At 65.9% G+C, this 13,262-nt stretch carries 14 protein-coding genes and 1 tRNA gene; 7 read left to right on the top strand and 8 right to left on the bottom strand.

Annotation, left to right across the window (positions count from 1 at the left end; all coding sequences use genetic code 11):
• The first annotated feature begins 22 nt into the window (after positions 1-22).
• The 3 genes from ACJ7Z0_RS14755 (at position 23) to ACJ7Z0_RS14745 (ending at position 1,589) form a co-directional block, all read left to right on the top strand.
• Positions 23-1,012: a DNA-directed RNA polymerase subunit alpha gene (locus tag ACJ7Z0_RS14755; protein WP_028258417.1), complete on the top strand. Its 990-nt coding sequence runs from the start codon at positions 23-25 to the stop codon at positions 1,010-1,012.
• Between the two features lie 83 nt (positions 1,013-1,095).
• Entirely contained in the window at positions 1,096-1,494 is a 399-nt protein-coding gene (rplQ, locus tag ACJ7Z0_RS14750; RefSeq protein WP_354396814.1) for a 50S ribosomal protein L17, read from the top strand.
• Between the two features lie 18 nt (positions 1,495-1,512).
• Positions 1,513-1,589 (top strand) — tRNA-Met (locus tag ACJ7Z0_RS14745).
• 108 nt (positions 1,590-1,697) lie between these two features.
• Here ACJ7Z0_RS14745 and ACJ7Z0_RS14740 read toward each other — a convergent pair.
• Genes ACJ7Z0_RS14740 through ACJ7Z0_RS14715 form a run of 6 tightly spaced genes read right to left on the bottom strand, consistent with a single transcriptional unit; the run spans position 1,698 to position 8,602 of the window.
• Complete coding sequence (locus ACJ7Z0_RS14740; RefSeq protein ID WP_434790425.1) at positions 1,698-2,096, bottom strand: RidA family protein; 399 nt, start codon at positions 2,094-2,096, stop codon at positions 1,698-1,700.
• On the bottom strand, positions 2,093-3,721 hold the full coding sequence (locus ACJ7Z0_RS14735) for an AMP-binding protein (RefSeq protein WP_434790424.1): 1,629 nt from the start codon (positions 3,719-3,721) through the stop codon (positions 2,093-2,095). Before ACJ7Z0_RS14735 ends, ACJ7Z0_RS14740 begins: the two co-directional genes overlap by 4 nt.
• A gap of 5 nt (positions 3,722-3,726) precedes the next feature.
• Positions 3,727-4,920, bottom strand: a complete 1,194-nt coding sequence (locus ACJ7Z0_RS14730; RefSeq protein ID WP_434790423.1) for an acyl-CoA dehydrogenase family protein — start codon at positions 4,918-4,920, stop codon at positions 3,727-3,729.
• A gap of 4 nt (positions 4,921-4,924) precedes the next feature.
• Entirely contained in the window at positions 4,925-5,779 is an 855-nt protein-coding gene (locus tag ACJ7Z0_RS14725) for an enoyl-CoA hydratase family protein (protein ID WP_434790422.1), read from the bottom strand.
• Positions 5,776-6,252, bottom strand: a complete 477-nt coding sequence (locus ACJ7Z0_RS14720; protein ID WP_055807832.1) for a MarR family winged helix-turn-helix transcriptional regulator — start codon at positions 6,250-6,252, stop codon at positions 5,776-5,778. The genes ACJ7Z0_RS14725 and ACJ7Z0_RS14720 overlap by 4 nt, the downstream gene beginning before the upstream one ends.
• 1 nt (position 6,253) lies before the next feature.
• Positions 6,254-8,602 carry a bifunctional salicylyl-CoA 5-hydroxylase/oxidoreductase gene (locus tag ACJ7Z0_RS14715; RefSeq protein WP_434792667.1) on the bottom strand — a complete coding sequence of 783 codons (2,349 nt, stop codon included), beginning with the start codon at positions 8,600-8,602 and terminating at the stop codon, positions 6,254-6,256.
• Positions 8,603-8,757: 155 nt separating this feature from the next.
• Between ACJ7Z0_RS14715 and ACJ7Z0_RS14710 the strand changes: the two genes are divergently transcribed.
• Together ACJ7Z0_RS14710 and ACJ7Z0_RS14705 are read left to right on the top strand one after the other, a co-directional pair.
• Complete coding sequence (locus tag ACJ7Z0_RS14710; protein ID WP_434790421.1) at positions 8,758-10,026, top strand: class I SAM-dependent methyltransferase; 1,269 nt, start codon at positions 8,758-8,760, stop codon at positions 10,024-10,026.
• 12 nt (positions 10,027-10,038) lie between these two features.
• Complete coding sequence (locus tag ACJ7Z0_RS14705; RefSeq protein WP_434792666.1) at positions 10,039-10,362, top strand: DUF1840 domain-containing protein; 324 nt, start codon at positions 10,039-10,041, stop codon at positions 10,360-10,362.
• A 3-nt stretch (positions 10,363-10,365) separates the two neighbouring features.
• Here ACJ7Z0_RS14705 and ACJ7Z0_RS14700 read toward each other — a convergent pair whose 3' ends face one another.
• Positions 10,366-11,322: a Bug family tripartite tricarboxylate transporter substrate binding protein gene (locus tag ACJ7Z0_RS14700; protein ID WP_434792665.1), complete on the bottom strand. Its 957-nt coding sequence runs from the start codon at positions 11,320-11,322 to the stop codon at positions 10,366-10,368.
• Here ACJ7Z0_RS14700 and ACJ7Z0_RS14695 point away from each other — a divergent pair.
• On the top strand, positions 11,261-11,428 hold the full coding sequence (locus ACJ7Z0_RS14695) for a hypothetical protein (RefSeq protein ID WP_434792743.1): 168 nt from the start codon (positions 11,261-11,263) through the stop codon (positions 11,426-11,428). The two genes, ACJ7Z0_RS14700 and ACJ7Z0_RS14695, sit on opposite strands and share 62 nt — an antisense overlap.
• A gap of 20 nt (positions 11,429-11,448) precedes the next feature.
• On the opposite strand, the gene ACJ7Z0_RS14690 is transcribed toward ACJ7Z0_RS14695, so the two are convergent.
• Positions 11,449-12,375 (bottom strand): LysR family transcriptional regulator, encoded by a 927-nt coding sequence (locus ACJ7Z0_RS14690; RefSeq protein WP_434790420.1) that lies wholly within the window; start codon positions 12,373-12,375, stop codon positions 11,449-11,451.
• Positions 12,376-12,492: 117 nt separating this feature from the next.
• Between ACJ7Z0_RS14690 and ACJ7Z0_RS14685 the strand changes: the two genes are divergently transcribed.
• On the top strand, positions 12,493-13,254 hold the full coding sequence (locus ACJ7Z0_RS14685) for an SDR family oxidoreductase (protein WP_434790419.1): 762 nt from the start codon (positions 12,493-12,495) through the stop codon (positions 13,252-13,254).
• Positions 13,255-13,262 lie beyond the last annotated feature (8 nt).

Genomic DNA, 13,262 nt, shown 5'->3' with positions numbered 1-13,262 from the left:
GGGGTATTGAGAGGAAGTCTGCATGCAAACCACCCTGCTGAAACCCAAGACCATTCAGGTCGAGCAACTTGCCGCCAACAAGGCCAAGGTCACGCTCGAGCCTTTCGAGCGCGGCTACGGCCACACGCTCGGCAACGCGCTGCGTCGCGTTCTGCTGTCGTCGATGGTCGGTTATTCGGCCACTGAAGTCACGATCGCCGGCGTTCTGCATGAGTACTCGTCGATCGACGGCGTGCAGGAAGATGTCGTCAACATCCTGCTGAACCTCAAGGGCGTGGTGTTCAAGCTCCACAACCGCGATGAAGTCACGCTGAGCCTGCGCAAGGACGGCGAAGGCCCGGTCCTGGCATCGGACATCCAGACCCCGCACGACGTCGAGATCATCAACCCCGACCACGTGATCGCGCACCTGTCGCAAGGCGGCAAGCTCGACATGCAGATCAAGGTCGAAAAGGGCCGCGGCTATGTGCCGGGCACGATGCGCCGCTACGCCGACGAGCCGACCAAGTCGATTGGCCGCATCGTCCTGGACGCTTCGTTCTCGCCCGTGAAGCGCGTGAGCTACACGGTCGAAAGCGCCCGCGTCGAACAGCGCACCGACCTGGACAAGCTGCTGGTCGAGATCGAAACCAACGGCGCGATCACCGCCGAAGACGCCGTGCGCGCCTCGGCTAAAATCCTGGTCGAGCAACTGGCCGTGTTCGCACAGCTCGAAGGCGGCGAACTGGCTGCATTCGATACGCCGGCACCGCGCAGCGCACAGCAATTCGACCCGATCCTGCTGCGCCCTGTCGACGAGCTCGAACTCACCGTGCGTTCGGCCAACTGCCTGAAGGCCGAAAACATCTACTACATCGGTGACCTGATCCAGCGCACCGAGAACGAGCTGCTCAAGACCCCGAATCTGGGTCGCAAGTCGCTCAACGAAATCAAGGAAGTGCTTGCCTCGCGCGGCCTGACCTTGGGTATGAAGCTTGAAAGCTGGCCGCCGGCCGGTCTCGACAAGCGTTGATTTTTGAAGAGAGCCCATGAGGGCTCGTGCACCGGGCAGTACCTGATACGGCTGCCTGTTTAAATAAAGTAAAGGAAAGCACCATGCGTCACGGACACGGACTCCGCAAACTCAACCGCACCAGCTCGCACCGCCTTGCGATGCTGCAGAACATGATGAATTCGCTCATCGAGCACGAAGTCATCAAGACCACGGTCCCCAAGGCCAAGGAACTGCGCCGCGTCATCGAACCGATGATCACGCTCGCCAAGAAGCCCACGCTTGCCAACAAGCGCCTGGCCTTCGACCGCCTGCGCAGCCGCGACAGCGTCGTCAAGCTCTTCGGCGAACTCGGCCCGCGTTTCGCCGCGCGTCCGGGCGGCTACACCCGCATCCTGAAGATGGGTTTCCGTGTTGGCGACAACGCACCCATGGCTCTGGTCGAACTGGTCGACCGTGCTGAAATTAAAGAAGAAGCCGCCGAGCAAGGCGCTGCTGAATAAGGTATAATTCCATCTTGCCGCGCGATGGAGCAGCCTGGTAGCTCGTTGGGCTCATAACCCAAAGGTCGCAAGTTCAAATCTTGCTCGCGCAACCAATTTAAAAGGCCCTTTGAATTTCAAAGGGCCTTTTTCTTGGGTCGAAGAATTCGAATGAATAAAAATGCCCTCGCGAAGAGGGCTTTTTTATGGGTCGAGTGTTTGCGTCAGTCAGGGATGACGGCCGTGACCTCGATCTCGACCTTGGCGCGCGTCTCGACCAGCGCCGCCACCTGCACGCAGGTCATGGCCGGAAAGTTGCGCCCCATGGCATCGCGGTACACGGGGCCGAGTTCCGCCAGTCGGCGGCTGTATTCGTCGCGGTCCGTCACGTACCAGGTCATGCGCACCATGTGCTCGGGGCCGGCGCCGGCTGCGCGAAGCACCTCGGCAATGTTGCGCAGCGCCAGGCCGCACTGGTCGATGAAGTCGTCCGATTCGAATTGCTGCTGCGCATTCCAGCCGATCTGGCCGCCGACGAACACCATGGTGCCGCGTGCGGCCACGCCATTCGCATAGCCCTTGGGGGGCAACCAGCCCGGTGGCTGCAAGAGTTTGTTCATCATGATGTGGTGTCGTTGTCGAGTTGTCTCAGTTTGAAGCGCTGGAGCTTGCCGGTCTCGGTGCGTGGCAGCACCGTCACGAATTCGATCTCCCGCGGGTATTTGAACGGTGCGATGGTGGCCTTCACGTGGTCCTGCAGCGCCTTGACGAGTGCGGCATCGCCTTCGTGGCCGGGCTTCAGCACGCAGAATGCCTTCACGATCATGCCGCGGTCCGGATCCGGCTTGCCGATCACGCCGCACTCGGCCACGGCCGGGTGCTTGAGCAGCGCATCTTCCACCTCGGGCCCGCCCACGTTGTAGCCGGCCGTGATGATCATGTCGTCGGCGCGCGCCTGGTAGAAGAAGTAGCCATCGTCGTCCTGCACGAAGGAGTCGCCGGGGTAGTTCCAGCCGTTCTTCACGTAGTCGGCCTGGCGCGGATCGTCGAGGTAGCGGCAGCCCACCGGCCCCTGCAGTGCGAGCTTGCCGACCGTGCCGCGTGGCACTTCGTTGCCTTGGTTGTCCACCACCTTTGCGGTGAAGCCGGGCACCACCTTGCCGACCGCGCCGCGGCGCACCTGGTCGCCCGCGGCGGAAATATAGATGTGGAACACCTCGGTGCCGCCGATGCCGTCGAGCATTTCGATGCCGGTGGCTTCCTTCCACAGCTGCCGCGTGGCGTCGGGCAACGCCTCGCCGGCGCTCACGCAGATGCGCAGGCTCGGCGCGCCGTGCTGGCGGACGAAGGGCGCCATCTGGCGGTAGAAGGTGGGTGCGGTGTAGCAGATCGTCGCGCCGACCTCGTTGATGAGCTTCACCAAACCTTCGGGCGTGAACGGTGCATCGGCAAAGTACACCGAGGCGCCGGCCCACATCGGGAACACCAGCAATCCGCCGAGCCCGAAGGTGAAGGCCAGCGGCGGGGAGCCGATCACGATGTCGTCGCTTTGCGCCTTCAGCACGTGGCGCGGCCAGGTTTCGCACATCGCCAGCACGTCGCGGTGCGTGGTGACCGGTGCCTTGGGCTTGCCCGTGGTGCCGGAAGTGAACGCGAGCAGGGCGATGTCATCCGACGCCGTGGGGCATGCGGTGAACACGCCGCTCTTGCCGGCCGCGCGTGCCGACAACGAATCGGGCGCATCGGGCTTGTTGAACGCCACCACCGTGGCAAGCACTGGATGTTCGCGCTGCGCGAGCACCAGCTCGTCGAGCAGCCGGCCATCGCACAGCGCCGCCACGGGACGGGCCTTCTCGATGATCTCGCCCAGTTCCTTGGCGCGCAGCAGCGGCATGGTGGCCACCGCGATCAAGCCGGCCTTCACCACGGCCAGCCATGACAACGCCATGGCCACCGAATTGCCGCCGCGCAGCAGCACGCGATTGCCGGGCACGAGGCCCAGGTCTTCCGTCAGCACCTGCGCAATGCGGTTGACTTCAACGGCGGCCTGCGAATACGTCAGCGTGCCGGCAGGTGAACGCAGCATCGGCTTGTCGCCGAACCCCTTGGCGGGCGCCTTGTCCAGCAGCTCTTCGACCAGGTTCAGCTGATCGGGCAGCCGCAACTCCGGCAGGTCGTAGCGAAAGACCGGCAACTGCTCGGCAGGCGGCAGGCGGTCGTGAACGAAGCGGTCGACTTGTGCAGACACGGTGTTTATCCCCGCAGAACGGATTTGCCAATGATCAGTTGTTGAACCTCCGTCGCGCCTTCATAGATGCGCAGCGAGCGGATGTCGCGGTAGAGGCTTTCAATCTTCGTGCCGACCTTCACGCCAAGGCCGCCGTGCATCTGCAGTGCCATGTCGATCACGCGGCTGGCGTTCTCGGTGGCGCACATCTTGGCCATGGCCGCGGCAGCGGAAACATCGCCCACCGCTGGGGCGCCGCGCTGTTCGGCGTCGTCGCGCATCCAGGCGGCGCGGTAGGTGAGCAAGGCGGCACTGTCGATCAGCGCCGCCATCTCGCCGAGCTTGGCCTGGGTGAGCTGGAAGTCGGCCAGCGTCTGCCCGAACATGCGCCGGCCCTTCGCGTGCGCAATCGCCTCGGCGAGCGCGCGCCGGCCCATGCCGAGCGCAGCCGCGGCGACGGACGCACGAAAGATGTCGAGCGTGCGCATCGCCAGCTTGAAGCCGCCATTGAGCTCGCCGAGCTGCGCGGTGCGCGGCACGATGCAGTTCTCGAACCGCAAGGTGGCGAGCGGGTGGGGCGCCATCACGTCGATGTGCTCGGACGTATCGAGCCCGGGCGAATTCGCATCGACGATGAACGCGGTGATGCCGCGCGTGCCGGCCGTCGGCTCCGTCTTCGCGAACACGCAATAGAAGTCGGCGATACCGCCGTTGCTGATCCATGTCTTTTCGCCATGGAGGCGCCAACCGTCGGCCGTGGCCTCGGCGCGCATGGCCATGGCGGCCACGTCCGAACCGGCCTCGGGTTCGCTGAGCGCGAAGGCCGCGATCTTGCCGCCCTTGCCGACGGACGTGAGGTAGTGCGATTGCTGATCGGGCGTGCCCGCGAGCGTGATCGCGCCGCTGCCCAGCCCCTGCATCGCGAACGCGAAGTCGGCCAGCGGCGAGTGGTAGCCGAGCGTCTCGCGCAGCAGCACCAGCGCGCGCGAATCGAGGCGATCGAGCGCGCCGCCCGCGCTGCCGGGCACGGCATAGCGCAGCCAGCCGCCGTCGCCGAGGCGGCGCACCCATTCGCGGCAAGCGGCGCGGTCGTCGCGCTCGTCCACCTCCTGGGCTGCGCACCAGGGCAGCAGGTCGCGTGCGAGCGCCTGGTGGGCGTCGTCGAAGAACGGCAGTGCAAGGTGCGCTGTCGAAGGCGGTGCGGGAATCCTGGTCATCATGACTTCAGTCCCCACCGAACACGGGCTTGCGCTTGGCAGCGAAAGCTTCATAGGCGCGCTTGAAGTCTTCGGTCTGCATGCAGATCGCCTGCGCCTGCGCTTCGGCCTCGATCGCCTGGTCGATGGTCATCGACCATTCCTGCGACAGCATGGTCTTGGTCATGCCATGCGCGAAGCTCGGTCCCTCGGCCAGCTCGCGCGCTACCTTGGTGGCCGCTTCGAGCAATGCATCGCTCTCGTGCAGCGCATTGAAGAAGCCCCAGGCCTGGCCTTCCTGCGCCGTCATCGCGCGGCCGGTGAACAGCAGCTCGGAGGCGCGGCCCTGGCCGATCACGCGCGGCAGCAGCGCGCAGGCGCCCATGTCGGCGCCGGCAAGGCCCACACGGGTGAACAGGAACGCCGTGCGCGTCGAAGGAGAGCCATAGCGAAGATCGCAAGCCAGCGCGATCATCGCGCCGGCACCGGCGCACACGCCGTCGATCGCGCCGACGATGGGCTGCGGGCAATGCCGGATGGCTTTCACCAGGTCGCCCGTCATGCGCGTGAACTCGAGCAGCTCGGGCATGCGCATCGTGGTGAGCGGGCCGATGATCTCGTGCACGTCGCCGCCCGAGCAGAAGTTGCCTCCCGCACCGGTGATCACGATTGCCTTCACATCGGTCGCATAGTTCAACGCGCGAAACAGGTCGCGCAACTCGGCGTACGAGTCGAAGGTGAGCGGGTTCTTGCGCTCGGGCCGGTTCAGCGTGATGGTGCCGACACCGGCCTCGTAGTTCCATGCGAAGTGCCTGGCCACGTAAGGCGCCTTGGCCTCGAATTGCGCGCGCATGGGATTGCCCGCGCCGATGTAGTGCTTCATTCGGCCTCCGCCATCTGGCTGTGTGAGTGTTGCTTGACCTTGCCGAGCAGCTTGTGAAGCTGCGCGATCTCCTTGGCGCTGAGGCCCGCGAAGGCATCGACGATCCAGTCTTCGTGCTGCTGCGCCATGTCGTTGAAGAGCTTGCGTCCGCGCGCGGTGAGCCGCACGCGCCAGGCACGGCGATCGCCCTCGACGTTGATGCGCTCGACCAGCCCCTCGGTCACGAGCTGGTCGGTGATGCCGGTGACGTTGCCGCCCGTCACCATCATGCGGCGCGAGAGTTCGTTCATCTTCAGCCCGTCGGGCGAGCGCTCGAGTTGCGACATCAGGTCGAAGCGCGGCAGCGTGGTCGCGAACTGCGAGCGCAGTTCGTTGCGCACCTGCTTCTCGATCAGTTGGGTGCAGGTGAGGAGCCGCAGCCAGAGGCGCAGGGCCTCGGGGTGCTCGCTGTGGGCGCGTGCTTCGAGGTCCATGTCAGTGTGTCTCCTCGGGGTTTGGCGATGCCAGCGCGGCATTCGCGGCCGCAGCCATCTGCTGCTGCTTCGCGATTTCTCGGTACATCTGGTCGCGTCCGCTCAGGTACTGCTTGGGCCAGTCGACGTCGCGGCTTTGCAGCTTGGCGGCTTCGTGCAGCGTCCAGGCGGGGTCGGCGAGGTGCGGGCGCGCAATGGCGCACAGGTCGGCGCGGCCGGCCGCGATGATGCTGTTGGCCTGGTCGGCATCGGTGATGGCGCCCACGGCAATGGTCGAGATGCCGACCTCGTTGCGGATGCGGTCCGAGAATGGCGTCTGGTACATGCGGCCGTACACCGGCTTGGCGTCGCGCGTGGTCTGGCCGGAAGAGACGTCGATGAAATCCGCGCCGGCATCCTTGAAGAGTCGAGCGACGATGACCGCATCGGCGTCGGTGTTGCCGCCCGGCGCCCAGTCGTGTGCGGAAATCCGCACGCTCATCGGCTTGTCTTCGGGCCACGCCGCACGCATGGCGTGGAACACTTCGAGCGGATAGCGGCAGCGGGCCTCGATGCCGCCGCCGTACTCGTCGGTGCGCAGGTTGGTGAGCGGGCTCATGAAGGCCGACAGCAGGTAACCGTGGGCACAGTGCAGTTCGAGCCAGTCGAAGCCGCATTCGGCGGCCCGGCGCGTGGAGTCGACGAAGCGTTCGCGCATGTCGTCCATCTGCTCGCGCGTCATCGCCGCCGGCAGCTGGTTCTGCTCGCCATAGGCGATCGCGCTGGCGGCCAGCAGCGGCCAGTTGCCGCTCTCCAGCGGCTCGTCGGTGCCTTCCCAGCCCACGCGGGTGGAGCCCTTGGGACCGCTGTGGCCGAGCTGCATGGCGATCTTCGCGCTCGACTGCGTGTGCACGAAATCGACGATGCGCTTGAACGCCGCCTGCTGCGTGTCGTTGTAGAGACCCGTGCAGCCGGGAGTGATGCGGCCCTCCGGCGTCGGGCTGGTCATTTCGACGCACACCATCGCGGCGCCGCCGAGCGCGCGCGCGCCCAGGTGCACCAGCAGAAAATCCTGCGGCACGCCGTCCACGGCGCTGTAGGTGGCCATCGGCGACACCAGGATGCGGTTCTTCAGCGTGAGGCCGCGCACTGTGAACGGCATCAGCATGGGCGCCACGGGCTTGCCCCCGGCGAGCCAGCGCTCGTAGCCGCCCAGCCATTCGGTGTCGCGCACGCGCAGGTTCTCGTGGCTGATGCGCTGCGAGCGCGTGAGCAGCGAGTACGCGAACTGCTCGATCTGCATGCCGGTGTAGCGAGGCACGTTCTCGAACCACTCGGTCGAGTTGCGCGCGGCGTTCTGGATCTTGAGCACCTCGACGCTGCGGCGTGCCTCGTAGCCTTCGAGCACGTGGTCGACCGTGCCGCCGCGCTCGAACTCGTTCGCCAGGTCGATCGCGTCCTCGAGCGCGAGCTTGGTGCCCGAGCCGATCGAGAAGTGCGCCGTGTGCGCCGCATCGCCCATCAGCACCACGGGCACCGAGCGGCCTTCCACGTCGATGCGGTGCGTCCAGCGCTCGCACACCACGCGCGGAAAGCGGATCCAGTTGGCCGAGCCGCGCAGGTGCGTGGCGTTGCTGATGAGCGGGTGGCCGCCCAGGTATTTGGCAAACAGCTTCTCGCAGAAGGCGATGGCTTCGGGCTGCTCCATCTGGTCCAGGCCGTGGGCCTTCCACACCGCCTCGGGCGTCTCGACGATGAAGGTCGAGGTCTTGTCGTCGAACTGGTAGGCGTGGGCCTGGAACCAGCCGTGCTCGGTCTGTTCGAAGGCGAAAGTGAAGGCGTCGAAGGTCTGGTGCGTGCCGAGCCACACGAAGCGGCAATTGCGCAGGTCGATGTCGGGCTTGAACACATCGGCGTAGCGCTGGCGGATACGGCTGTTGAGGCCGTCGCTGGCAATCACCAGGTCGGCGTTGTACTGGGCGGCGATCGCCTGGTCGTCGGTGGCGTCGGTTTCGAAGACCAGATTCACGCCCAGCGCCAGGCAGCGCTCCTGCAGGATGTTCAAGAGCCGCTTGCGGCCGATGCCGCAGAAGCCGTGGCCGCCCGAGCGCACCTGCCGGCCCTTGAAGAACACCTGGATGTCGTCCCAGTGGTGGAACTCATGGCCGATCAGCGCCGCAGTCTCGGCGTCGGCCGCCGCCAGGTTGGCGAGCGTCTGGTCGCTCAGCACCACGCCCCAGCCGAAGGTGTCGAAGGGGCGGTTGCGCTCCACCACGGTGATTTCGAGCGCCGGGTTGCGCGCCTTCATGAGCAGGGCGAAGTAGAGGCCCGCGGGGCCGCCGCCTATGCACAGGATGCGTTGAAGGTCCATGGCGGGGGCGGCGGAAAGGCCGGCGGTGAGGCTGTTCATGATTGAATAGTTTAAGCATAAACAATCTGGTGTCAACGGGGTCATACCACAGGGGTACCCCGCAAGTCGTGTGATGTCATGCAAAAAACCGAAAAAATCAATACTATGGGCTCACCATGCAAAGCTTGATACCCAAGATCGAGTCGCAGCTTGCGTCGCTGCCCGTGCCCATCGCGCTGGAATTGCCTGATGGCCGAAGAGTGGCCAAGCCGGGGTCGCGCGTGACGCTGGCATTCAGCGAGTGGTCGGCGCTGGCCAAGCTGGCGGCGCACCAAGTGGGCGCCATCGGAGAGGCCTACGTGGAAGGCAAGGTGCAGATCGAGGGCGCCATGCGCGACCTGATCGACGCAACGGTCGGCATGCTGCCCGGCAACCCCGCCCAAACCGACACCACCTGGTGGACCCGCCTGCTGCGGATGGCCAAGTCCCGCGGCTCCCATTCATTGAACAAGGATGCGGAGCAGATCCAGTTCCACTACGACGTTTCCGACGACTTCTACGCGCTGTGGCTCGACCCGCGCCGGGTCTATTCGTGCGCGTACTTTCGTACGCCCGAGCTGAGCCTGGCAGAGGCGCAGGAAGCCAAGCTGGACCACATCTGCCGCAAGCTGTTGCTGCAGCCCGGCGAGCGATTTCTGGACATCGGCTCCGGCTGGGGCGGCCTGCTGCTGTGGGCGGCGGAGCACTACGGCGTCGACGCCACCGGCATCACCCTGTCGAAGAACCAGCACGCGCACGTGCAGCGCCTGATCGAGGAAAAAGGCCTGCAGGGACGCGTGCGCGTGGAGCTGCGCGACTACCGCGAGCTGTCCGCCGACGCGCCTTTCGACAAGATCTCGTCGGTCGGCATGTTCGAGCACGTGGGTGCGGCCAACATGCCCACCTACTTCCGCAAGATCCATTCGCTCCTGAAACCCGGCGGCCTGGTGCTGAACCACGGCATCACCTCGGGCCAGCTCGACTACCGGCAGCTGGGCGCGGGGATGGGCGATTTCATCGAGAAGTACATCTTCCCGGGCGGCGAACTCCTGCACGTGACGCACGTGCTGCGCGAAACGGCCGCCGCGGGCCTGGAGATGGTCGACACCGAAAGCCTGCGACCGCACTACGCGCGCACGCTGTGGGCCTGGTCCGACGCGCTGGAGTCGCAACTCGGCGCCGCACGCGAGGTGCTTCAGCGAGCGGGTGGCCGGCAGGGCGCGAACGCGGAGCGCATCCTGCGCGCCTATCGCCTCTACCTGGCGGGCTCCGCCATGAGCTTCGAGCAAGGCTGGATCTCACTGCACCAGATGCTTTCCACCAAGCCCGACGGCAGGGTCGAGCACGGTGTTTTGCGCGGCTCGCAATCGGTGTACCCTTTTGCCCGTGACCACATCTACAAGTGAGTGAAAACAATCATGCTGTACCGATTCCAGTCCCGCGCCTCCCCTGACTTCGTGATGCTCGAGGTGCATGCGCGCCAGCTGTTCGACATCATCGGCAAGGACATCGCGCCCAAGGGCATCGTCACCGTCGAGCAGATTCCCGCCGCCATTGCGGCGCTCGAATCCGCGCTGGCACGCGAGGCCGGCAATCCCCACAATAACGACGACTACGCCGTCGAAGGCCACGCCGCCGAGGCCGAGAAGCAGCACGTGGGACTGCACCAGCGCGCAGCCCCCCTGCTCCACATGCTGAGGGATTCCCTGGCCGACAAGAAAGACGTTACCTGGAAGACCTGAGCGTCAGTCAACTTTTGCGCCGGAGTCCTTCACCACCTTCGCCCACTTCACGTGCTCGCTGGCAATCAGCTTGGTGAATTCGGCCGGCGTATTGCCGCTCGGAATCGCGCCCTGGGCCAGCATCTTTTCCTTGATGGCGGGCGTGCCGAGCGACTTGGCCACTTCCTGCTGGATCCGGTTCACGATGTCGGGCGAGGTGCCGGCGGGTGCCAGCAAACCGAACCACGAACTCGCGTCGAAGCCCTTGAGCGCCGGGCCGCCGGCTTCTTCCACCGTGGGCAGATCGGGCAGCGCCGGCGAGCGCTGGGCGCTGGTCACGGCCAGGGCCGTGAGCTTGCCACCCTTGATCTGCGCCATCGACGAGGGCAGGTTGTCGAACATCAGGTCGGCGTTGCCGCCCACCAGGTCGAGCAGCGCCGGGCCTGATCCCTTGTACGGGATGTGCGTCATGAAGGTGCCGGTCATGCTCTTGAAGAGCTCGCCCGCCAGGTGGATCGAGGTGCCGCTGCCGCTCGACGCCATGTTGAGCTTGCCCGGATTGGCCTTGGCGTACTTGATGAAATCCTGCACGTTGCGGATGCCAAGTGCCTTGGCCTTGTCGGCGTTCATCTCCATCACGTTCGGCACGGCCGCCACCAGCGTGATCGGCACGAAGTCCTTGATCGGGTCGAACGGCAGCTTGGGATAGAGCGCCCGGTTGATGCCATGCGTGCCGACCGTGCCCATCAGCAGCGTGTAGCCGTCGTTCGGCGCGCGCGCCACGATCTCGGCGCCCACGTTGCCGCCCGCGCCGGCGCGGTTGTCGACGATGAACTGCTGGCCGAAGGCCTTCGACAATTCGGGCGCAATGGCGCGCGCCAGGATGTCGGTGGTGCCGCCCGCCGCAAAGGGCACGACGATGCGCACCGGCTTGTTCGGCCAGGTGTTCTGGGCCCAGGAAGGTGAGGCTGCAAAAGCGATGGCCGCAGCCGCGGATGCAGCAAGCGCCAAACGGCGATTCGTTTTGAAAGTTGAAGAAGTCATGCGTCTGTTTGTACAGGTGAACGGCGGCGGGCGCCGCCGGTAAAACCCCGGTGGCCGCGTCTGCTATGCCACCTGCATCCGCTCCGCGAAGCGCTCGCTGCGAAAGCGCTCCAGCACGAAGTCGATGAAGACCCGCGTCTTCGCGGGCAGCAGCTTCTTGCTCGGGTAGTAGAGCCAGACCGCACCCGCGTCGAAATGCCATTCGGGCAGCAGGCGCACCAGTTCGCCGCTGCGAAGGCCGCGCTCGACGAAAGGCATCGGCAGCATGGCCACGCCCAGCCCCATCAGCGCGGCATGCGCAATGGCTTCGGGGTCGTTGAAGATCGCGCGCGGGCGAGGCAGCTCCACCGTGGTCTGGTCGCCGCCGGCATGCTGCAGCGTCCAGCTGCGGAGCCGCCCCGTGGGCGAAGAGCGGCGCAGCAGCGCGTCGAACCGCACCAGCTCCGTGGGGTGCGCCGGCAGCGTGCGGCCCGCCAGATAGCCAGGGGCGGCCACCGCCACCACGTGAATGCGCGACAGCTCTCGCGCCACCATGCCCGGCGACAGCTCGATGCCGCCGCCGATGGCCGCGTCGAAGCCTTCGCCCACCAGGTCCGCCTGCTGGTTGTCGAAGTGCCAGTCGGGCAGGATCGACGGATAGCGCGCCAGGAAGTCGCCCATCATCGGCAGCACGTGCTCGCGCCCGAACGCCTGGCCCATGCTCACCTTGAGCGTGCCGGCAGGCTGCCCGTCGTTCTTCGAAACATCGGCCACCACATCTTGCAGTGTGGCGAGCGCGCCGCCAATCTGGCCCAGGAAGCGTTCGCCGCTTTCGGTGAGCGTGAGGCGGCGCGTGCTGCGCTGGAACAGCCGCACGCCCAGCCGGGCTTCCAGCCGCGCGACGTTCTTGCTGACCGCGGCAGGCGTGAGCCCGAGCCGCCGCGCCGCAGCCGAGAAGCTGCCGCTCTCCGCGCTCTGGACGAAGGACTCGAGGTGATTGAGCGGTTCCATGGACCGCTATTTTCAACCATTGGTTGAATTTGATTGCGTCAATTGGTGGCTACCGCGAAGGTAATTGAATCACGACACTGAAGGCCTTCAACCTCACAACCGACAGGAATACCCATCATGGCTCCCAGCAAATCAACCTCTCCCATCCTCGCGGGCAAAGTCGCTTTCGTCACCGGCGGTTCGCGCGGCATCGGCGCCGCCATCGTGCGGCGCCTGGCCGAAGATGGCGCCGCCGTCGCCTTCAGCTACGCGAGTTCGAGCGCGCCGGCCGACGAATTGGCGCGCAGCATCGAAGCCGAAGGCGGCCGCGCGCTGGCGCTGAAGATCGACAGCGCCGACGCCGCCGCGCTCACCGCCGGCATCGATGAAGCCGCACGCACGCTTGGCCGCATCGACGTGCTCGTCAACAACGCCGGCGTGTTCCTGCCCGGCACCCTGGAAGATTTCTCGCTCGAGGATTTCGATCGCACGCTGGACATCAACGTGCGCGCCGTGTTCGTGGCCGCCAAGGCGGCCGCGCGGCACATGGGCGAAGGCGGCCGCATCATCAACATCGGCAGCACCAACGCCGAGCGCATGCCCTGGCCCGGCGGCAGCGCCTATGCCATGAGCAAGTCGGCGCTGAAGGGGCTGGTGCAGGGCCTGTCGCGCGACCTCGGTCCGCGCGGCATCACGGTCAACAACGTGCAGCCCGGCCCGGTCAACACCGACATGAACCCCGTCGACGGCCCGAACGCCGCCGCCATGCACGGCCTGATGGCGCTGGCCCGCCATGCGCGCCCCGAGGAAATTGCCGGCATGGTGGCCTATCTGGCCAGCCCGGAGGCAGGTTTCGTCACCGGTGCCAGCCTCAACATCGACGGCGGCTTCGCAGCCTGACCAGGCGC

This window comes from Variovorax palleresanus (assembly GCF_051144945.1).
GTDB classification, from domain to species: Bacteria; Pseudomonadota; Gammaproteobacteria; order Burkholderiales; family Burkholderiaceae_C; genus Variovorax; species Variovorax paradoxus_S.
This window is presented reverse-complemented; position numbering and strand designations above follow the sequence as displayed.

Excerpts from the sequence above, each read along its gene's own strand:
- ACJ7Z0_RS14710 (WP_434790421.1), top strand. The coding sequence starts at position 8,758 with ATGCAAAGCTTGATACCCAAGATCGAGTCGCAGCTTGCGTCGCTGCCC.
- ACJ7Z0_RS14685 (WP_434790419.1), top strand. The coding sequence starts at position 12,493 with ATGGCTCCCAGCAAATCAACCTCTCCCATCCTCGCGGGCAAAGTCGCT.
- ACJ7Z0_RS14755 (WP_028258417.1), top strand. The coding sequence starts at position 23 with ATGCAAACCACCCTGCTGAAACCCAAGACCATTCAGGTCGAGCAACTT.
- ACJ7Z0_RS14740 (WP_434790425.1), bottom strand. The coding sequence starts at position 2,096 with ATGATGAACAAACTCTTGCAGCCACCGGGCTGGTTGCCCCCCAAGGGC.
- rplQ (WP_354396814.1), top strand. The coding sequence starts at position 1,096 with ATGCGTCACGGACACGGACTCCGCAAACTCAACCGCACCAGCTCGCAC.
- ACJ7Z0_RS14705 (WP_434792666.1), top strand. The coding sequence starts at position 10,039 with ATGCTGTACCGATTCCAGTCCCGCGCCTCCCCTGACTTCGTGATGCTC.
- ACJ7Z0_RS14725 (WP_434790422.1), bottom strand. The coding sequence starts at position 5,779 with ATGAAGCACTACATCGGCGCGGGCAATCCCATGCGCGCGCAATTCGAG.
- ACJ7Z0_RS14730 (WP_434790423.1), bottom strand. The coding sequence starts at position 4,920 with ATGATGACCAGGATTCCCGCACCGCCTTCGACAGCGCACCTTGCACTG.
- ACJ7Z0_RS14695 (WP_434792743.1), top strand. The coding sequence starts at position 11,261 with ATGCGCACCGGCTTGTTCGGCCAGGTGTTCTGGGCCCAGGAAGGTGAG.
- ACJ7Z0_RS14690 (WP_434790420.1), bottom strand. The coding sequence starts at position 12,375 with ATGGAACCGCTCAATCACCTCGAGTCCTTCGTCCAGAGCGCGGAGAGC.
- ACJ7Z0_RS14720 (WP_055807832.1), bottom strand. The coding sequence starts at position 6,252 with ATGGACCTCGAAGCACGCGCCCACAGCGAGCACCCCGAGGCCCTGCGC.
- ACJ7Z0_RS14715 (WP_434792667.1), bottom strand. The coding sequence starts at position 8,602 with ATGGACCTTCAACGCATCCTGTGCATAGGCGGCGGCCCCGCGGGCCTC.